We start from the raw sequence: 19,059 nt of genomic DNA, 5'->3' as shown, positions 1-19,059 counted from the left end.
CGGAGAGTGCGTTGACTACACTCGAGAGCAGCAACGTGCTCCGGGGTCGGTGAGAATCCGAACCGGCGGTCAGAGTCCGCGAGCGACGGCGTCGCATCCGAAAGGGTGTCGCCCGACCTGATCCGGTGGAATTCCGGAACCGACGGTGATGCGAGGGAAGGTCCTCGCGAGTCCGGATGGGAGAAGCACGTCAGGCGCCTGCGCCTGTCCTTCCCGTGCCCCGGTGCCCGTAAGGGTCGATGGGATGACGAGGGAAGACGGATGACGGTGCGAGACGTCGAGCGTGACGCGATGCGTCGCGCTCTCGCGCTGGCGCTGAACGGCCCCGCGGGGGTCAACCCGCAGGTGGGAGCGGTCATCCTCGCGCCCGACGGCCGCATCCTGGCCGAGGGGTGGCATCGCGGCGCAGGCACTCCCCATGCCGAGGTCGATGCGCTGTCCCACCTCTCCCCCGGCGAGGCGGAGGGCGCCACGGCCGTGGTGACCCTCGAGCCGTGCAATCACACCGGACGCACCGGGCCGTGCAGCCAGGCGCTGTTGGCCGCCGGGATCTCGCGCGTCCTCTACGCCGTCGACGATCCCGGCGTCGTCTCCGCCGGCGGCGCCGACACGCTGCGCGCGGCAGGCGTGGAGGTCGAAGCCGATGTGCTCGGCGACGAGGGCCGCGCGCTCCTCTCGGCCTGGCTGACCGTGCAGCGCCTCGGCCGCCCGCACGTCACCGTGAAGTGGGCGCAGTCCCTCGACGGCCGCGCCGCGGCATCCGACGGCACCAGCCAGTGGATCACCGGCCCGGCCGCACGGGAGGACGTCCACCGGCGCCGGGCGATGGCCGATGCGATCATCGTCGGGACCGGCACCGTGCTCGCGGATGATCCGTCGTTGACCGCGCGCGATGCCGACGGGGCGCTTCTCGCCCACCAGCCGCGCCCCGTGGTGATCGGCGAGCGGCAGACCCCGTCCGGCGCGGCCGTCCGGCGGCATCCTCGGGAACCGCTGTTCCTCTCCTCCCGCGACCTCACCCGGGTCCTGGATGACCTCCGCCGCGAGGGCGTGCAACGCGTGTTCGTCGAGGGCGGTCCGACTCTCGCCTCGGCGTTCGTGCGCGCGGGACTGGTGGACGAGGTGCTCGCCTACATCGCACCCGCCCTGCTCGGCGGTCCGCGTCTGGCGCTCGACGACATCGGCGTCGAGACGATCGGCGATGCCGTGCGCCTCACCCTCTCCTCCGTCGAGCGTCTCGGCGAAGACATCCTGCTCGTCGCGCGCCCCGCGACGGCCCCCTCCCCCGCGAATGTGAAGGACAGCTGATGTTCACCGGAATCATCGAAGAGATCGGCGCCGTCACCGCCGTCGCCCCGTCCGGCGACGGGCTGAGACTGACGGTGCGCGCCCCCAAAGCGGTGTCGGACGCCGGCCACGGCGACTCGATCGCCGTCAGCGGCGTGTGCCTGACCGTCGTCGACCGCGGCGAGGACTGGTTCACCGCCGATGTGATGCGTCAGACCCTCGACATGTCGACCCTCGCCGGCGTCGCCGCCGGGCGCGCCGTGAACCTCGAGCGCGCGACCGCCGCTCAAGGACGCCTCGGCGGCCACATCGTGCAGGGTCACATCGACGGCACCGGCACCGTCGTCGAGGTGCGCCCGGGCGCCGAATGGCGGGTCGTGCGCATCGCCCTCCCCGCACACCTCGCGCCTCTCGTCGTCGACAAGGGCTCGATCGCGGTCGACGGGGTCTCGCTCACCGTCAGCGCCGTGAGCGCGCCCGAGGCGGCCGAGCCGTGGTTCGAGGTGTCGCTCATCCCCGAGACGCTCGAAGCCACCACCCTCGGCACCCGTGCGGCCGGCGATGCCGTCAACCTCGAGACCGACATTCTGGCGCGGCACGTGCAGCGCCTTCTCGCATTCCCTCCGACGGCGCCCGCCGTCCCGAAAGAAGGAGGCTCCCGATGAGCCTTTCCCCCCTCTCCGACGCCCTCGACGCCCTGCGCGCGGGCAAGCCCGTCATCGTCGTCGACGATGAGAACCGCGAGAACGAGGGCGACATCATCCTGTCGGCGCAGCTGGCGACCCCCGAATGGGTCGCCTGGACGGTGCGCTGGTCGAGCGGCTTCGTCTGCGCGCCGATGCCCGCCGACTGGGCCGATCGGCTCGACCTCCCGCCGATGGTCGAGGTGAACGAGGACGCCCGCGGCACCGCCTACACCGTGAGTGTCGACGCCGCCGACCGGGTGTCCACCGGCATCAGCGCGAGCGACCGGGCGCACACCCTGAACGTGCTCGCCGACGTCGAGTCGACACCGAGCTCGGTCATCCGCCCCGGACACATCCTGCCGCTGCGCGCGGTCGACGGGGGCGTGCGCGAGCGCGCCGGGCACACCGAGGCCGCCGTGGAGCTGATGAAGCTCGCCGGCCTCCCGCCGGTCGGCGCGATCGCCGAGGTCGTCGCCGAGGACGGATCCATGATGCGGATGCCGGGACTCGTCGACCTCGCCGCCCGCGACGGTATCCCGCTCATCACCATCGAGCAGCTCATCGCCCACCTCGACGAGGTCGACCCCGTCGACGTCTCGGCGCACGCTACCCAGCGGCGCCGCGTGAGCCTGCGCGCCGAGGCGAAGGTCCCGACCTCGCACGGCGAGTTCCGCTTCCGCGCCTACAAGGACCGGGTCACCGGCACCGACCACCTCGCGGTCATCTCGGGCGAGCTCACCGATACCGCTCCGCTCGTGCGGGTGCACTCGGAGTGCCTCACGGGCGAGGCCTTCGGCTCGCTGAAGTGCGAGTGCGGTCCGCAGCTGGATGCGGCGCTGGACGCCATCGAACGGGACGGCGGCGTGGTCATCTACATGCGCGGCCACGAGGGGCGCGGAATCGGGCTCATCAACAAGCTCCGCGCGTACAGCCTGCAGGAACGAGGGCTCGACACCGTCGACGCGAATCTCGCCCTCGGCCTGCCCGCCGATGCCCGCGACTACGCCGCCGCCGCGGGGATCCTCGCCGACCTCGGCATCGAGAAGGTGCGGCTGCTGACCAACAACACCGACAAGGTCGCGCAGCTGCGCGGGTTCGGTCTGGACATCGTCGAGCAGGTGCCGCTCCTCGTCGGTGTCGGCCCGAACAACCACCAGTACCTGGCCACGAAGCGTGACCGCATGGGGCACATCATCGACGAGGGCGATCTGGCCGATGCCATCGCCCACATGAAGGAGGGGGTCGCGTGAGCGGCAAGGGAGCACCGATCGCGGTCGACGAGATCGACGGCGCCGGCCTGCAGATCGTGGTCGTCGCCGGCACGTGGCACGCGACCATCAGCGACGGCTTGATCGCCGGTGCCGAGCGCGTGCTCGACGCCGCCGGCGCCGATTACCGCCTGGTGCGCGTGCCGGGATCGTTCGAGCTGCCGGTCGCCGCGAAAGCGGCGCTCGAGGCCGGAGCCGACGCCGTGGTCGCTCTCGGGGTGATCATCCGCGGTGGCACCCCGCACTTCGAGTACGTCTCGGCCGCCGCGACCGACGGTCTCACGCGGGTGGCGCTGGACACGGGCAAGCCCGTCGGATTCGGCGTGCTCACCCTCGACGACGAGCAGCAGGGCCTCGACCGTGCCGGCCTGGAGGGATCGAAGGAGGACAAGGGGGCCGAGGCAGCCGACGCGGCCCTGCGCACCGCGCTCGTCCTCCGCGCCCTGCGCGGCTGATCCCCCTTCCCCTCCCATTCCCGCGAGAGGGGGGAGACGGAGCGAAGCGGGGGACGGTTGAGGCGCGCCTTCCTGGCGAGGCGCCGGTGCGCACCCTACCCTCTGAGCTATGGAATTCCTGCGCCACCTCGTCGTGCTCGTCCACCTCGTCGGATTCGCCGTGATCTTCGGCGCCTGGGTCGTCGAGGCCGTCTCGCGCCGCCGCCAGGCGACCTCCCTGATGAACTGGGGACTGCTCATCGCCGGCGCGGCAGGCCTGATCCTGGCAGCTCCGTGGCCGGCGGGCACCGAGCTCAACTACGCCAAGATCGGTGTGAAGCTCGTGATCCTCCTTGCCATCGGTGCCGTGCTCGGCATCGCGCGTGCCCGTCAGCGCAAGACGGATGCCACGCCGCCGGCGCTCTTCTGGTCGATCGGCGTGCTCACCTTCGCCAACGCCGCCATCGCCGTGCTGTGGTGAATCGATGACACAGGCGACCGATTCCACCGCCGCTTCGTCGTCCGCCGTTCCCGCCAACCCGCGCTCCCGTGTCATCACGGCGAGCCTGGTCGGCACGACGATCGAGTTCTACGACTTCTACGTCTACGCCACCGCCTCGGTGCTCGTCTTCCCGCTGCTGTTCTTCCCCACGGGCAACGACACCACCTCGCTCCTGGCCTCCTTCGGCGTCTTCGGTGCGGCGATGGTCGCCCGGCCGCTCGGCGCGGTCATCTTCGGGCATTTCGGCGACCGCTTCGGCCGCAAGGCCACGCTCGTGGCATCCCTCCTCACGATGGGGATCGCGACGTTCCTCATCGGGTGCCTGCCCACCTTCAACGACATCGGCCTGTGGGCGGCCCTCCTGCTGCTGATCCTCCGTCTCGCCCAGGGCTTCGCCCTCGGCGGCGAGTGGTCGGGCGCAGCACTCGTGGCGACCGAGAACGCGCCGAAGGGGAAGCGCGCCTGGTACGGCACGTTCCCGCAGCTGGGCGCGCCGCTCGGGTTCATCATCGCCAACTCGGTGTTCCTGACGATCTACTTCCTCCTCCCCCACCCCGAGGATCCGGCGCTGCGCTCGGACGCCTTCCTGGCGTGGGGATGGCGCGTGCCGTTCCTGTTCTCGGCGGTGATGGTGATCATCGGCCTGTGGGTGCGCCTGCGGCTGGTGGAATCGAGCACCTTCGTCAAGGCGGAGCAGAGGGGCGTCATCCGCCGCTTCCCCGTCGGCACCGTGCTGCGCCGGCACTGGCGCCAGGCGGTCCTCGGCACGTTCATCATGCTCGCCACCTACGTGCTGTTCTATCTGATGACGCAGTTCACCCTGTCGTACGGCACGAAGCCCGCCGACCTCGAGGTCGCGAGCGCCGCCGCCCGGGCTGCGGCGGAGTCGTCGGGCCGAGCCTTCGACGAGGCCGCGTTCGCCGCGCAGTTCTACCCGGGGCTCGGTTTCGGCTACACCGACTTCGTGATCATGCAGATCATCGGCGTGGTCTTCTTCGGCATCTTCACGCTGCTGTCGGGACCGATCGCCGACGCGATCGGACGGCGCACGCTGCTGATGTGGGTCACCGGGCTCATCATCGTGTTCGGGCTGTCGTTCTCGATCTTCCTGCTGCCCTCGGCGGACCCGAAGTTCACCGGGGCGCTGACCCAGGCCTTCCTGATCTTCGGGTTCATGCTCATGGGGTGGAGTTTCGGGCCGATGGGAGCGGTCCTTCCCGAGCTTTTCCCGACGAACGTGCGCTACTCGGGTTCGGCCATCGCCTACAACGTCTCGTCGATCCTCGGCGCCGCCGTCGCCCCGATCATCGCGGTGGCGCTGTGGCAGCTCGGCGACGGAAACCCGTGGCTCGTCGGCGTCTACCTGTCGGCGATGGGTGTGCTGACCTTCATCGCCCTCGCGCTCGCGCCCGAGACGAAGAACGTCGACTACGACGAGGACCTGGGGGTCGGCGCGACCGGGTCGCTCTGACGCTCACGCCGGCGCGCGGCGCGAGGTGGCGAGCCACGCCGCGAGCCCGAGCAGCACCGCGCCCGACACTCGCTCGATCCACACCGCGCCGCGGCGCTTGAGAAGGCGGATGACGCCGGAGCCCAGAACGGCGTAGCCGAGCATGATCGCGAAGTCGAGTGCGCAGAAGACGACGCCGATGAGGAGATACTGCGGCAGCGGCGAGGCGGCGGGGTCGATGAACTGCGGCAGCAGTGCTCCGACGAAGAGATACCCCTTGGGATTGGTCACCGCGACCAGGAAGCTGCGGAGAAAAAGCGCGCGGCGCGAGCCGCGCGGGTCGGCTGTCGGGGCGCCGTGCAGCAGCGCACCGCGGGCCAGCAGCATCCGGATACCCAGGAAGGCCAGGTAGGCCACTCCCACCCACTTGACGATGGTGAACGCCGTCTCGCTCGCGAGGAGCAATGCCCCCAGGCCCACCCCGGGCGACGTGGAGCCGAGTGTATTGCGCGCCCGGTCAGTCGAGGAAGAGCGCGCGCAGCCGCTTCGTGGTGAAGATGAGCCCGACGGTGATCATCACCGCGAAGTAGAGCACGTGCCAGAGCATGCCCGCATTCAGGTCGCCGAGGGTGAGGCCGCGGATGAGCTCCACGCCGTGCCAGAGCGGAAGCGCCTGGATGATGGCGATGATCCACGGCTGCCCGTCGTACACACTCAGCGGGTAGAACGTCGCGGAGAAGAGGAACATCGGCAGCATGACGAAGTTGATCCAGTCCATGTGCTGGAACGCCTTCATGTAGCTCGTGATCGCCATCCCGAGGCTGGCGAAGCCGAACGCGATGAGGAGCACCGCCGGGAGGGCCAGGATCGCCGTCCACGACAGGTTCAGGCCGGCGACCTGCATGATCACCATGAACCCGGTGGCGTAGACCAGCCCCCGCAGCAGCGCATAAAGGATCTCGCCCAGCGCCACATCGAGCGGACCGAGCGAGGTCGAGAGCATCCCCTCGTAGAGCTTGCCGTAGTTGAGCTTGAAGAAGACGTTCCAGGTGGAGTCGTAGACCGCGCCGTTCATGGCCGAGACCGCCAGGAGCGCGGGCGCGATGAAGGCGGCGTAAGAGACGTCGAGGCCGGAGGCGGTCGTGACGTCTCCGATGAGCGCGCCCAGGCCGACACCCATCGACAGCAGATAGAAGACCGGCTCGAAGAAGCCCGACAGCACGACGATCCAGTTCGACGAGCGGGCCGCGATGAGTCCGCGCTGCACGACCGCCTGTGGATTGCCGGCCCAGAGGGCACGGACTCCCCCGGCGCGGGTCTGGCGAGCGACGACGGTGGCGGTCATTTCGCGAGCCTCCGCACGAAGATCCGGCGCGCGAGGAACGCGGCGCCGACGGTGAGCGCGAGGAGATACAGGACGTGCACGCCGATCATGAGCAGACTCTCGGGTCGGCCGTACGTGACCAGGCGCCCGAGCTCGGTGGCGTGCCACAACGGGGAGATCCAGCCGATCACCTGCAGCGCGCCCAGTTCGGACAGCGGATAGAACGTGCCCGAGAACAGGAACATCGGCATGAAGATGAACCGCTGCACGAGGGCGAACTGCCCTTTGTCCTCTTCGATGCGCCCGGCGTAGGCCATGATCGGGACGCCGAACGCCAGCCCGGCGAGGATCGAGATGAAGATCGAGATCCACCCGGTCTCGGGGTTCGGGATCGCTTGGAAGAGGACGAGGAACAGGTAGTAGGCCACGGCGACCACGATCATGCGAGCCGTGGCGCCGAGGATGACGCCGTGGGCGATCTGCGGCGACGACAGCGCCGAGGCGTTGAAACCGTAGAAGTATCGCCGCCACTTGAAGCCGGCCATCACCGGATAGGTGAATTCCTCGCTCGCCACCGCGATCGTGGCGGTCATGAGGAGAGCGGGGGCGACGAAGACGACGTACGGGACCGAGACGCCACCGTCGACGACATCCTGATCTATCAGCGCTGCGAGCCCCAGCCCCAGCCCCAGCAGGTACACGACCGGCTGCCCGAGCGCGCCGACGACGATCGTCCAACCGTAGGCGCGCATCGCGCGCACCATGTGCTCGGTGACGTACCACGATCCGTACGCGCGGGGCTTGCGTCCCCACGCCATCGCCTCGGCGCGCAGCTCATCCAGGCTCGGCTGCTCGGTCTTCGCGGTCGTCGGACCGCTCCTCGCATCTGCGCTCATTCGATCAGCGACCTTCCGGTCAGGCGAAGGAAGACGTCTTCGAGGCTGGAGCGGCGCACCAGCGAGGTGATCGGCTCGAACCCGAGCTGGGTGACGCGTTCGAGCGCGCGTTCACCGTTGTCGGTGTAGATGAGGATGCGGTCGGGGAGCACCTCGACGCTGTCGCCGAGACCCTGCAGCTGCGGGGCGACCTGCTCGTTGCGGTCGGAGCCGAAGCGCACCTCGAGGACTTCGCGGCTGGAGTGCTCGCGGATGAGCGAGGCCGGAGTCCCCTCGGCCATGATGCGCCCCTTGTCGACCACGATGAGCCGGTCGCACAGCTGCTCGGCCTCGTCCATGTAGTGGGTGGTGAGAACCAGCGTCGTGCCGCGCTCCTTGAGACGGAACAGCCGGTCCCACAGCACGTGACGAGCCTGCGGGTCCAGGCCCGTGGTCGGCTCGTCCAGGAGGAGGATCCGGGGGTCGTTGATGAGCCCGCGCGCGATCGTGAGGCGCCGCTTCATACCGCCCGAGAGCTGCTCGACCTTGCTCTTGGCCTTGTCTTCGAGCTGGGCGAAGGCCAGCAGCTCATCGGCCTTCTCGTGGCAGACCTTGCCCGGCAGGCCGAAGTAGCGGCCGTAGATGTAGAGGTTCTCGCGGGCGTTCAGCTCCCCATCGAGGTTGTCCTGCTGCGGGACGACGCCGAGGCGCGAGCGGATCTCGGGACCGAAGCGATCGGGGTCGAGCCCCAGGATGCTGAGCTCACCGCGGGTGCGCGTCGACACCGCACCGACCATCTTCATCGTCGTCGACTTGCCCGCCCCGTTCGGGCCGAGCAGCCCGAACGATTCCCCCGGTGCGACCTCGAACGACAGCCCGTCGACCGCGACGAAATCGGGCTTCCCCTTCGACGAATACGTCTTCACAAGGTTCTCGGCGCGGATCACGGGCTCAGGCACCGGACCACCCTACCCGCGCCTTCCGACCCTCGTTCGTCGAATATGTACGCCGCGAGCGCCCTTCGATGTACATCTGCGACGACCGAAGAGAGAGGCGGGGACGGACGGGGCGAGAGGGCCGGGTGGGCAAACAGGCAGCTCACAAGAAGTACGGTCGTAGCTGAGCCCTAGCCCCCGGAGCATCCCCATGTCTGACACCACCCGCCCGTCCCGTCGCCGCGGCCGTCGCGCAGCCTCCCAGGACGGCCCCCGCGCGAGCCTGAAGCAGCTGATCCCCTTCCTCCTCGAGCACAAGGGCGTGCTCGTGGTGGTGGCGGTCCTCAGCATCATCGGGGCGGTCGCCACGCTCGGCCAGCCCGTGCTCGTCGGCCAGGTGATCGAGCGCGTGCAGGCGGGCGAGACCCTCGGCCTGCTGGTGTGGGGCATCGTCGCCCTCGTCGTCGCCGCGTCGCTGATCGGCGGATACCAGCATTACCTACTGCAGCGCACCGGAACCGCGGTGGTGTACTCCAGCCGCCGGAAGCTCATCTCGCGCATCCTCCACCTGCCGATCAGCGAGTTCGACTCCCGCCGCACCGGCGATCTGGTGTCGCGCGTCGGCACCGACACCACCCTCCTCTACGCCGTCCTCACCCAGGGCCTCGCCGACGCCGTGGGCAACTCGCTCATCTTCATCGGCGCCATCATCGGCATGGCCATCATCGATCCGGTGCTGCTCGGGGCGATCGTTCTGGTCCTGGGTGTGTCGGTGGTGGGCGTGGTCCTTCTCAGCGGCCGGATCCGCCGGGCCACCCAGGTGCAGCAGGAGAAGGTGGGCGAGCTGGCTTCGGGGGTGGAGCGCGCCATCGGATCGATCCGCACCGTCCGCGCGGCCGGGGCGACCGAGCGCGAGACCGCGGCGATCAGCGCCATGGCCACCGACGTCTACCACGTCGGAGTCCGCATCGCGAAGGTGTCGGCGCTCGTCGTTCCCGTCGCCGGCATCGCCCTGCAGGTCTCGCTGCTGGTCGTCCTCGGCTTCGGGGGCTTCCGCGTCGCATCCGGAGCGATCGAGATCGCGAGCCTGGTGACCTTCGTCATCTTCCTTTTCCTCCTCATCGGGCCCCTCGGCACGTTCTTCGGCGCGATCACGTCGGTGAACCAGGCACTGGGTGCCCTCGGCCGCATCCAGGAAGTGCTCGATCTCCCGACCGAGGACGCCGACGACGCCCGCACCGCCGCGGCCGTGCCCGCCGCCCCGGCGGTCGATACGACCGCGCCGGCCGCCATCGAATTCGTCGACGTGCGGTTCTCATATCCCGAGAACGTCATCGCCGCGCGGCGCACGGCCGAGAAGGAGGCCAAGGCGCTGCTCGAATCGGCCCATGTCGACACCACGACGATCGACGTGGTGCGCCGGGACGAGGGATCGGATGCGGGGGCATCACCGCCCTCACAGGAGGCGACGCCCGACGGCGAGGTGCTGCGGGGCGTCTCGTTCCGCGTCCCGCGCGGAGCGCGCGTGGCCCTCGTCGGCCCGTCGGGCGCCGGAAAGAGCACGACGCTCGCCCTCATCGAGCGGTTCTACGATCCCACCGGCGGCGCGATCCTCCTCGACGGCGCGGACGTCCGCACGATCGACCGGGCGGCACTGCGCTCACAGCTCGGCTACGTCGAGCAGGATGCTCCGACCCTCGCCGGCACGATCGCCGAGAACCTGCGACTGGCGGCGCCGGAGGCCTCGGACGCCGAATGCGAGCGGGTGCTCCGCGCGGTCAACCTCGGCGAGGTGCTGGAGCGCAGCCCCCTCGGCCTGGAGGCACCGGTCGGCGAGAGTGGCGTCATGCTCTCGGGGGGTGAGCGTCAGCGCCTCGCGATCGCGCGGGCGTTGCTGGCGGCGCCGCCCATCCTGCTGCTGGACGAATCGACCTCGTCGCTCGACGGCCTGAACGAGCAGCGGATGCGCGACGCGATCGACGCCGTGGCGGCCGGACGCACGCTGATCGTCATCGCGCACCGGCTGTCGACGGTGGTCGACAGCGACCTCATCGTGGTTCTCGACCACGGCCGCGTGGTCGGCCAGGGCACACACGGGGAGCTGGTGGAGACGACGCCGCTGTACCGCGACCTCGCCCGCCACCAGCTCCTGGTGTGACGCGGCGTCAGGCCCGCTGGAGGCGGTAGCGCAGCGCCGCGAGCTCGGCGTACAGCGCCGCGGGAATCCGTCCCTCGAAGGTGCGGAAGAACTCGTCGGTGAGATCGGCTTCCTGGAGCCACGACTGCGGGTCGATGGCGAAGAGGCGCTCGAGGTCGTCGGCCGAGACGTCGATGCCGTCGACATCGAGGTCTTCGGTGCGCGGCAGGCGCCCGACCGGGCTGTCGACCGCGGGGACCTCGCCCTCGATTCGGCGGATGATCCAGTCGATGACCCGGGCGTTGTCGCCGAAGCCGGGCCACAGGAAGCGTCCGTCGGGGCCCTTCCGGAACCAGTTGACCTGGAAGATGCGGGGAGCGCGGTCGAAGCGGAGCTTCTGACCGACCTTCAGCCAGTGCCCGAAATAGTCGGCCATGTTGTACCCGCAGAACGGCAGCATGGCGAACGGGTCGCGGCGGAGCTCGCCGACGGTGCCCTCGGCGGCGGCGGTGCGCTCCGACGAGATCGTCGCGCCCATGAACACGCCGTGGGTCCAGTCGGTCGCTTCGACGACGAGCGGGACGTTCGTCGCCCGGCGGCCGCCGAAGAGGATCGCATCCAGCGGCACTCCCTGCGGGGCATCCCAGTCCTCGGCGATCTGGGGGCACTGGGCGGCACCGACGGTGAAGCGCGAATTGGGGTGGGCGGCGGGTCGACCGCTCTCGGGCGTCCAGGGGTTGCCCTCCCAGTCGGTGAGCTCAGCGGGCGGGGTGTCGGTCAAACCCTCCCACCAGACATCGCCGTCGGGGCGGAGCGCGACGTTGGTGAAGATGGTGTTGCCCCACAGGGTCTCGACCGCGGTCACGTTGGTCGATTCGCCGGTGCCGGGCGCCACCCCGAAGAAGCCCGCCTCGGGGTTGATCGCCCAGAGGCGTCCGTCCTCGCCCGGACGGAGCCAGGCGATGTCGTCGCCGAGGGTCTCCACGCGCCATCCGGGAATGGTGGGGCGCAGCATGGCCAGGTTCGTCTTGCCGCAGGCCGAGGGGAACGCCGCGGCGACGTGGTAGGCGCGACCGGCCGGGTCGATCACGCGGATGAGCAGCATGTGCTCGGCGAGCCAGCCCTCGTCTCGGCCGATCACCGAGGCGATCCGCAGCGCGAAGCACTTCTTGGCCAGGATCGCATTGCCGCCGTACCCCGAGCCGAACGACCAGACCTCGAGGGTGTCGGGGAAGTGCACGATGTACTTCTCGTCGTTGCACGGCCACGCCACATCGGGCTCGCCGGGGCGCAGAGGAGCACCGACCGAGTGCACGGTCTTCACCCAGGGCTTCCCGGCAGCGATCTCCCGCAGCACCTGCGTGCCCACGCGGGTCATGATCCCGATGGATGCCACGGCGTACGCGCTGTCGGTCACTTGCACGCCGATGTGCGACAGCGGACCGCCGACCGGGCCCATCGAGAAGGGCACGACGTACATCGTGCGACCGCGCATCGATCCCTCGAACAGCGGCGTGATCGTCGCGCGGATCTCGGCAGGAGGGGCCCAATTGTTCGTGGGGCCGGCGTCTTCTTCGAGCTCCGAGGCGATGAAGGTGCGCGCCTCGGTGCGCGCGACGTCGCTCGGGTGGGAGCGGGCGAGGTAGGAACCCGGGCGCCACTCGGGGTTGAGCTTGATCAGCTTCCCCTCGTCGACCATCTGGCGCAGCAGCGCGTCGTTCTCGCCGCGCGACCCGTCGACCCAGTGGATGCGATCGGGCTGGGTGAGAGTGGCGATCTCCTCCACCCACGCCTCCAACTCGGCCATCCCGCCGCCGATGATCGTGGGGCGGGCGCCGTACGCACGGGAGTCTCCGGCGTCCATCGCGGCGGACGCGGTACGCGAGAAGATATCGGCGATAGCCATGGAAGCTCCCTCAGCTCGGCATGAAACCTGGTGTTCCTCCACTATCTCGGGTTGCGACACCGTGTTTAAGGGCAGCTACCGCGCAAAAATACTGATTCTTTCGCTATCCTCAAATCATGGCGCTTCCCACCGCGACCTCGACGGCACCGCTGCACCTCACGACGCTGGGCCACCGGATCCGTCACCACCGGCTCTCCCGCGGTTTCACGCTCGACGAGCTCGGAGAGCAGGTCGGCGTCGCCGGCAGCCAACTGAGCCTCATCGAGAACGGCAAGCGGGAGCCGAAGCTGTCGCTGCTGCAGGCGATCGCCGGGGCCACCGGCGTCGAGGTCACCGACCTCCTCTCCACCGAGCCGCCCAATCGACGCGCGGCGCTGGAGATCGAGCTCGCGCGCGCGCAGACGAGTCCCGTCTTCCGCCAGCTGGGGGTCGCCCCCATCAAGGTGTCGAAGTCGATGACCGATGAGACGCTCGAATCGATCCTGGCGCTGCATCGCGAACTGCAGCGTCGCGAGCGCGAGGCGATCGCCACGCCGGAGGAGGCCCGCCGGGCCAACACCGAGCTGCGGGTACGGATGCGCGACGCCGACAACTACCTCCCGGACATCGAACGTCTCGCCGAGAAGCAGCTGAGGGCCGCCGGCCACGTCTCCGGCGCCCTCACCCACCGAACCGTGAGCATCATGGCCGAGCAGCTCGGCTTCGAGCTGATCTACGTCAACGATCTGCCGCACTCGGCGCGCTCGGTCACCGACCTCGAGCACGGACGCATCTACCTGCCTCCCGCGTCGATCCCCGGCGGGCACGGCCTGCGCTCCATGGCTCTGCAGGCGATGGCGCACCGTCTGCTGGGGCACGAGCGGCCCACCGACTACGCCGACTTCCTGCAGCAGCGTCTGGAGATCAACTACTACGCCGCGTGCTGTCTCATGCCCGAAACCGCCGCCGTGTCCTTCCTCCAGCAGGCGAAGAAGGACCGCAACCTCGCCGTCGAAGACTTCCGCGATGCGTTCGGGGTGACCCACGAAGCCGCGGCGATGCGCCTGACGAACCTCCTCACCCACCATCTCGGCATCCGACTGCACTTCCTGCGGGTCGACGGCAACGGCGGGATCTCCCGCGTGTACGAGAACGACGACCTCCCGGTGCCGATGGATGTCACGGGGTCGGTCGAGGGACAGATCGTGTGCCGCCAGTGGTCGGCGCGCTCGGCGTTCGAAGAGCAGAACCGCACCACGGAGCACTACCAGTACACCGATACCCCGGCGGGCACCTTCTGGTGCTCGACGCAGACGGGCGTGACCAGCGACGGGGAGTTCTCGATCACGGTCGGCGTGCCCTTCGACGACGCCAAGTGGTTCCGCGGTCGCGAGACGGCCACGCGGGCCACCTCCACCTGCCCTGACGAGTCGTGCTGCCGCCGTCCCCCCGCCGACGTCGCCTCGCGCTGGAGCGGCAAGGCCTGGCCGAGCGCGCGGGTGCACCAGCACATGTTCTCCCCTCTCCCCCGCGGCGCGTTCCCGGGAGTCGACGACACCGAGGTGTACGCCTTCCTCGAGCGGCACTCCCCGGCGGAGTAGTCCGCCTGCGGGTCATCCCGCGCGGAACGCGGTGAACCGGGCGACCGCCGCGCGCGCGTCGGCGACCGAGACGCTGTCGGCGTCGAACAGGTCGATGCCGGCCGCACCTCTGGCAGGCGTCCAGGTGCCCGCCACCCGGCCGTCGGCGATCAGCACGGCGCGGACCATGCCGTTCTTCGACGGCCCCACCCGGTCGAGATGCTGCGGCGCGCACGTGGTCGAGCGGTCGTCGTAGGAGAGGTAGTACTCGTCGAAGGGCGGCAGCGCCAGTGCGTCGTCGTACGCCGTCGCGCGGGGCGCCGCGGCGGCGTCGACGTACAGCGGCTCGGCGCCCTCGCGCCAGACCGTGACGCGATCACCGGCATCGGCGAGCGCCGCGCGGACGGCCGTGAGCGGCAGACCCGACCACCACGCCGCATCGCGTGCGGAAGCCGGCCCGTGGCCGCGGATGTAGCCGACGATCAGCTCGACGAGAGGATCGGCCGGCGCCGCGGCATCCGTCCTCAGGTCATCGACGAGGATGACGGTCTGCTCCCGTGCCGCACGGCTCGGCCGCTCCTGGACGGGCCCCAGGCACAGCACACCCGCAACGGCGAGCGCGGAGAGCAGGTGATAGCCGCGCTGTCCCGCGGTGGGAATGCCCGCGGCATCCCACGCGGCGAAGAGGTCGGCGCGGGTCATCCGCCCGTCGTCGTCGAGCGCTCGGCGCGCGGCCTGCTCGGCGCGCACCAGCACGGCGCCGTCGACCCCCTCGCGCCGGAGCACAGGGGCGGCACGGCGCTCCTGCCTCGCCCGAGTCGCCTCCAGGATCCATCGGAGGTCGGCTGCGGAGACGATGTGGAGCGTTCCGCGCATCGTCCACGAGCGCACCAGCCGGCCGCCGTCGAAGAGCGCGTCGACGGCGGAGAGCGAGGGAGCACCACGCGTGCGCGTCGCGAGCGCCCACCGGCCGCCCACGAAATCCTGCGCCTGGACCGCGAGCAGCGACCGCGCGGCGGCCTCCAGCGTCGCGGCGGGCGCGCTCAGACGGTGCGAGCGCAGGCGGCGTGCGAGCAGCGGTGACGTCATCACTCGGTCATCCTGCCCCGCGCCCCCGACACCCGGTCGCCGCCCCTTCCGAGGCGCGCCGCCGCGCTCAGGCGAACGGGTTCGGGGTGAGCGTGTACTTCGTCTGCAGGTACTCGTGGATGCCCTCGGCGCCGCCCTCGCGGCCGAGGCCCGAGAACTTCCACCCGCCGAACGGGGCGGCGGCGTTGGAGACGACCCCCATGTTCAGGCCCATCATGCCGGTCTCGAGCCGCTCGATCATGCGCTGCCCGCGAGCGAGGTTCTCGGTGTAGACGTACGAGACCAGGCCGTACTCGGTGTCGTTGGCGATGCGGACGGCATCGTCCTCGTCGTCGAACGGGATGATGGCGAGCACCGGCCCGAAGATCTCCTCGCGGAGGATGTCGCTTCCCGGCCGCACATCCGAGACCACCGTCGGCTCGTAGAACGTTCCCGGGCCGTCGACGGCCTTGCCGCCGGTGCGCAGCTCCGCACCGCGGCTCACGGCGTCGTCGACCAGGGCCGTGGCCTTGGCCACCGCGCGATCGTCGATGAGCGGGCCGATGGTGACGCCCTCTTCCGTGCCGCGACCGATGCGGAAGCCCTGCACGCGCGCGGTGACGCGACGGGCGAACTCGTCGGCGACGGAGCGGTGCACGATGAACCGGTTCGCCGCGGTGCACGCCTGACCGATGTTGCGGAACTTCGCCGCCATCGCGCCGTCGACCGCCTTGTCGAGGTCGGCGTCGTCGAAGACGACGAAGGGCGCATTGCCGCCGAGCTCCATCGAGGTGCGGAGCACGCCCTCTGCGGCCTGCTCGAGCAGCCGCTGCCCCACCGGCGTCGAACCGGTGAAGGAGAGCTTGCGCAGGCGGGGGTCGCGGATGATCGGCTCGGAGACCTTCCCCGAGCTCGACGTGGTGAGGACGTTCACGACACCCGCCGGGAGCCCGGCCTCCTCGAGCAGTTTGACGAAGAACAGCGTCGTCAGCGGCGTGAGCTCGGCGGGCTTGATGACCACGGTGCAGCCGGCGGCGAGCGCCGGGGCGATCTTGCGGGTGGCCATCGCGAGGGGGAAGTTCCACGGGGTGATGAGGTAGCAGGGACCCACCGGGTGCTGCGAGACGATCATGCGCCCGGTGCCCTCGGGGTTCGCGCCGTAACGACCCTGCACGTGCGCGGCCTCCTCGCTGAACCAGCGGATGAACTCCCCGCCGTACACGACCTCGCCGCGCGCCTCGGCGAGGGGCTTGCCCATCTCGATCGTCATCAGGAGCGCGAGGTCCTCCTTGCGTTCCTGGACGAGGTCGAAGGTGCGACGCAGCAGTTCGGCGCGCTCGCGCGCCGGGGTGCGCGACCACTCCGGGAACGCCGCGACAGCGGCATCCAGTGCCGCTTTGCCGTCGTCGACCGAGGCGTCGGCGATCGTCTTGACCGCGTGGCCGGTGGCGGGATCGAAGACGCGGAGCGTCCGGCCCTCCGAAGCGTGCCGCCAGGACCCTCCGATGAACAGTCCATCGGGGACCTCGGCGAGCAGGGCGGCTTCACGATCGGCGGTCATGGGACTCCTCGGGATCGGGGGCGGTCGTGGTCATTGTGCCCGGCTGTCGGCGCAGGCTTCGATATACACGGCGTACAGTCGGCGCAAACGCGGTGTGCGCCGGGGCGGGCGGCTGTCTCAGTGCGCCGACGCACCGGCCCCAGCGACCTCGCGCTGCGGCAGGAAGGCGCCCGAGAGGAAGGCATCGAGCTCAGCGGCCGCCCGGAGCGGCAGGACGGCGGCGACGTACTGGTCGGGACGCACCACCACGACGACGCCATCGCGCGAGAGGCCACGCTCGTCGAAGATGTCGGTGCGGGTCCAGGCGCTCGGTGCCGCCGCGAACACCTTCTCGCCGTCGACGAGGCCCAGCGGGCCGGAGCGGGGCCGGAAGATCTGGGGCACCGCGGCGAGCTCGACGTCGTCGAACGCCTGCTGGTAGATCACCTTCACGTCGAAGACGGTGTCGAGGTCGGCACCCTCGGGCGTCAGCCGGCGCACGGGTCCGTCGGGGGCGTCCACCCGCTCCGCCCAGTCTGCGAGCGCCGAGGACTCGCCGGCGGCCGGGCGATCGGCGAAGGCGTAGATGCGCCAGCGCCCGTCGGCCTTGGCGTGGTGACCGAGGTGGACGGCGTTGCCGTCGACCACCCTCACCACCTCGGAGCTCTTGAATCGCATGCCCACGGGGAAGCCCTCCGCCAGCGGCTGGTGCGCGCCATCCGCCACGATCGAAGACGGCGCGTAGCGAGTCATGAACCCCGACGGGAACTCGGCGGTGCCCAGGTAGTAGGTCGCGAGCTCCTGGGGGTCGGAGATCTCGGCGGGTTTGCGAGCCATGAGCGACGACCACTCCCGGTCGAAGTCGATGAGCTGCTGGGCCACGGGCTTGCGCTCGGCGTCGTAGGTACGGAGGAGGGATGCCGGAGCGAGGCCGGAGAGCACGTGACCGAGTTTCCAGCCCAGGTTGAACCCGTCCTGCATGGAGACGTTCATCCCCTGCCCGGCCTTGGCACTGTGGGTGTGGCAGGCGTCGCCGGTGAGGAAGACGCGCGGATCGCGGTCGTCGTCGGCAGCGACGTCGTCGAAGCCGTCGGTGACCCGGTGGCCGACCTCGTAGACACTGTGCCAGGCGACCTGCTTCACCTCGATCGTGTAGGGGTGGAGGATCGCATTGGCGCGCCGGATGATCTCCTCGATCGGGGTCTGGCGGACGCGGTGGTTGTCATCTGCGGCGACCTCTCCGAGGTCGATGTACATGCGGCTGAGGTAGCCGCCCTCGCGCGGAATGTGAAGGATGTTTCCCGCCTCCGCCGCGATCGCGCATTTGATGCGCCAGTCGGGGAAGTCGGTGTCGACGAGCACGTCCATGACACCCCAGGCGTGCTGGGCGGTGCTGCCGACGTGGGTGCGCCCGATCGCCTCGCGGACGCGGCTGCGCGCACCGTCGCATCCGACGACGTAGCGCGCTCGGATGGCGCGCTCCTCCCCCGCACGGGGGCCGGCGACGTGACGCACGCGCACCTCCACGGGGTGGTCGGTGTCGGCGCCGGGGTCGATGTCGGCATCGCGAACGGTGAGGCCGAGGAACTCCACGCCGTAGTCGGGCGCGATGCGGGCGGGGCCGAGCGCCGCGGCCTCGGCGAAGTAGTCGAGCACCCGCGCCTGGTTGACGATGAGGTGCGGGAATTCGCTGATCTTGTAGCCGTAGTCCTCGGTACGCGCGGTGCGGGTGATTCGTGACGGGTCGGTCGGGTCGGGGCCCCAGAAGTTCATCCAGCCGATGTTGTAGGCCTCGGCGATGATGCGCTCGGCGAACCCGAAGGCCTGGAAGGTCTCGACGCTCCGCGGTTGGATGCCGTCTGCCTGACCGAGCGGCAGGCGCCCGTCGCGGCGCTCGATGAGTCGGGTCGTGAGAGTCGGGAACTGCGACATCTGCGCGGCCAGGAGCATGCCCGCGGGCCCCGAGCCGACGATCAGCACGTCGACGACGTCGGGGAGATCGTCGGGCCGGTCGATCCCGGTGCCGGCGGCGGGCTGGACGCGGGGATCGCCCGAGACGTAGCCGTGGTGATGGAACTGCATGGATTC

16 protein-coding genes and 1 riboswitch are annotated in these 19,059 nt (G+C 70.1%); of the genes, 8 read left to right on the top strand and 8 right to left on the bottom strand.

Annotated elements, in window-relative coordinates; translation table 11 throughout:
* Nucleotides 1-32: 32 nt before the first annotated feature.
* A riboswitch (FMN riboswitch) is annotated at nt 33-192 on the top strand.
* Nucleotides 193-261: 69 nt separating this feature from the next.
* The 6 genes from ribD (at nt 262) to DT073_RS06585 (ending at nt 5,648) form a co-directional block, all read left to right on the top strand.
* On the top strand, nt 262-1,308 hold the full coding sequence (gene ribD / locus DT073_RS06610; protein WP_124292675.1) for a bifunctional diaminohydroxyphosphoribosylaminopyrimidine deaminase/5-amino-6-(5-phosphoribosylamino)uracil reductase RibD: 1,047 nt from the start codon (nt 262-264) through the stop codon (nt 1,306-1,308).
* The gene (locus tag DT073_RS06605; RefSeq protein WP_124292674.1) at nt 1,308-1,952 is read left to right on the top strand and encodes a riboflavin synthase; all 645 of its coding nucleotides are present in this window, start codon (nt 1,308-1,310) and stop codon (nt 1,950-1,952) included. The genes ribD and DT073_RS06605 overlap by 1 nt, the downstream gene beginning before the upstream one ends.
* Nucleotides 1,949-3,223 carry a GTP cyclohydrolase II gene (ribA, locus tag DT073_RS06600; RefSeq protein WP_124292673.1) on the top strand — a complete coding sequence of 425 codons (1,275 nt, stop codon included), beginning with the start codon at nt 1,949-1,951 and terminating at the stop codon, nt 3,221-3,223. The genes DT073_RS06605 and ribA overlap by 4 nt, the downstream gene beginning before the upstream one ends.
* Nucleotides 3,220-3,696: a 6,7-dimethyl-8-ribityllumazine synthase gene (gene ribH / locus DT073_RS06595; RefSeq protein ID WP_124292672.1), complete on the top strand. Its 477-nt coding sequence runs from the start codon at nt 3,220-3,222 to the stop codon at nt 3,694-3,696. Before ribA ends, ribH begins: the two co-directional genes overlap by 4 nt.
* Before the next feature lie 109 nt (nt 3,697-3,805).
* A complete protein-coding gene (locus DT073_RS06590; RefSeq protein ID WP_124292671.1) occupies nt 3,806-4,156 on the top strand; it encodes a Fe-S protein in 351 nt (116 codons plus the stop codon).
* A 4-nt stretch (nt 4,157-4,160) separates the two neighbouring features.
* Nucleotides 4,161-5,648, top strand: coding sequence for an MFS transporter (locus DT073_RS06585; protein ID WP_124292670.1), 1,488 nt, complete (start codon nt 4,161-4,163; stop codon nt 5,646-5,648).
* 3 nt (nt 5,649-5,651) lie between these two features.
* Here the strand turns inward: DT073_RS06585 and DT073_RS06580 are convergent, their stop codons facing one another.
* From DT073_RS06580 to DT073_RS06565, 4 genes are read right to left on the bottom strand one after another with little or no spacing between them, the layout of a single operon-like run.
* A complete protein-coding gene (locus tag DT073_RS06580; protein ID WP_124292669.1) occupies nt 5,652-6,107 on the bottom strand; it encodes a LysE family translocator in 456 nt (151 codons plus the stop codon).
* 37 nt (nt 6,108-6,144) lie between these two features.
* Nucleotides 6,145-6,972, bottom strand: coding sequence for an ABC transporter permease (locus DT073_RS06575; protein ID WP_124292668.1), 828 nt, complete (start codon nt 6,970-6,972; stop codon nt 6,145-6,147).
* On the bottom strand, nt 6,969-7,847 hold the full coding sequence (locus tag DT073_RS06570; RefSeq protein ID WP_124292667.1) for an ABC transporter permease: 879 nt from the start codon (nt 7,845-7,847) through the stop codon (nt 6,969-6,971). Before DT073_RS06570 ends, DT073_RS06575 begins: the two co-directional genes overlap by 4 nt.
* Nucleotides 7,844-8,785: an ABC transporter ATP-binding protein gene (locus tag DT073_RS06565; protein WP_124292666.1), complete on the bottom strand. Its 942-nt coding sequence runs from the start codon at nt 8,783-8,785 to the stop codon at nt 7,844-7,846. Before DT073_RS06565 ends, DT073_RS06570 begins: the two co-directional genes overlap by 4 nt.
* A 187-nt stretch (nt 8,786-8,972) precedes the next feature.
* Here DT073_RS06565 and DT073_RS06560 point away from each other — a divergent pair, with 187 nt between their 5' ends.
* Nucleotides 8,973-10,919 carry an ABC transporter ATP-binding protein gene (locus DT073_RS06560; protein ID WP_124292665.1) on the top strand — a complete coding sequence of 649 codons (1,947 nt, stop codon included), beginning with the start codon at nt 8,973-8,975 and terminating at the stop codon, nt 10,917-10,919.
* 7 nt (nt 10,920-10,926) lie between these two features.
* Here DT073_RS06560 and DT073_RS06555 read toward each other — a convergent pair whose 3' ends face one another.
* Nucleotides 10,927-12,804 (bottom strand): phosphoenolpyruvate carboxykinase (GTP), encoded by a 1,878-nt coding sequence (locus DT073_RS06555; RefSeq protein ID WP_124292664.1) that lies wholly within the window; start codon nt 12,802-12,804, stop codon nt 10,927-10,929.
* Nucleotides 12,805-12,920: 116 nt separating this feature from the next.
* On the opposite strand from DT073_RS06555, the gene DT073_RS06550 reads away from it, so the two are divergent.
* Nucleotides 12,921-14,384 carry an XRE family transcriptional regulator gene (locus DT073_RS06550; RefSeq protein WP_124292663.1) on the top strand — a complete coding sequence of 488 codons (1,464 nt, stop codon included), beginning with the start codon at nt 12,921-12,923 and terminating at the stop codon, nt 14,382-14,384.
* Nucleotides 14,385-14,396: 12 nt separating this feature from the next.
* Here DT073_RS06550 and DT073_RS06545 read toward each other — a convergent pair whose 3' ends face one another.
* The 3 genes from DT073_RS06545 to DT073_RS06535 all read right to left on the bottom strand — a co-directional run bounded on the left by DT073_RS06545 (nt 14,397) and on the right by DT073_RS06535 (nt 19,053).
* On the bottom strand, nt 14,397-15,452 hold the full coding sequence (locus tag DT073_RS06545) for a winged helix DNA-binding domain-containing protein (protein ID WP_240638792.1): 1,056 nt from the start codon (nt 15,450-15,452) through the stop codon (nt 14,397-14,399).
* A 67-nt stretch (nt 15,453-15,519) separates the two neighbouring features.
* A complete protein-coding gene (locus DT073_RS06540; protein ID WP_124292661.1) occupies nt 15,520-16,992 on the bottom strand; it encodes an NAD-dependent succinate-semialdehyde dehydrogenase in 1,473 nt (490 codons plus the stop codon).
* A gap of 117 nt (nt 16,993-17,109) precedes the next feature.
* On the bottom strand, nt 17,110-19,053 hold the full coding sequence (locus DT073_RS06535) for an FAD-dependent monooxygenase (RefSeq protein ID WP_124292660.1): 1,944 nt from the start codon (nt 19,051-19,053) through the stop codon (nt 17,110-17,112).
* Nucleotides 19,054-19,059 lie beyond the last annotated feature (6 nt).

The organism is Microbacterium sp. ABRD28 (genome assembly GCF_003850245.1).
Lineage (GTDB): Bacteria > Actinomycetota > Actinomycetes > Actinomycetales > Microbacteriaceae > Microbacterium.
The sequence above is the reverse complement of the archived record's forward strand: the minus strand, read 5'-3'. Positions and strand labels throughout refer to the sequence as shown.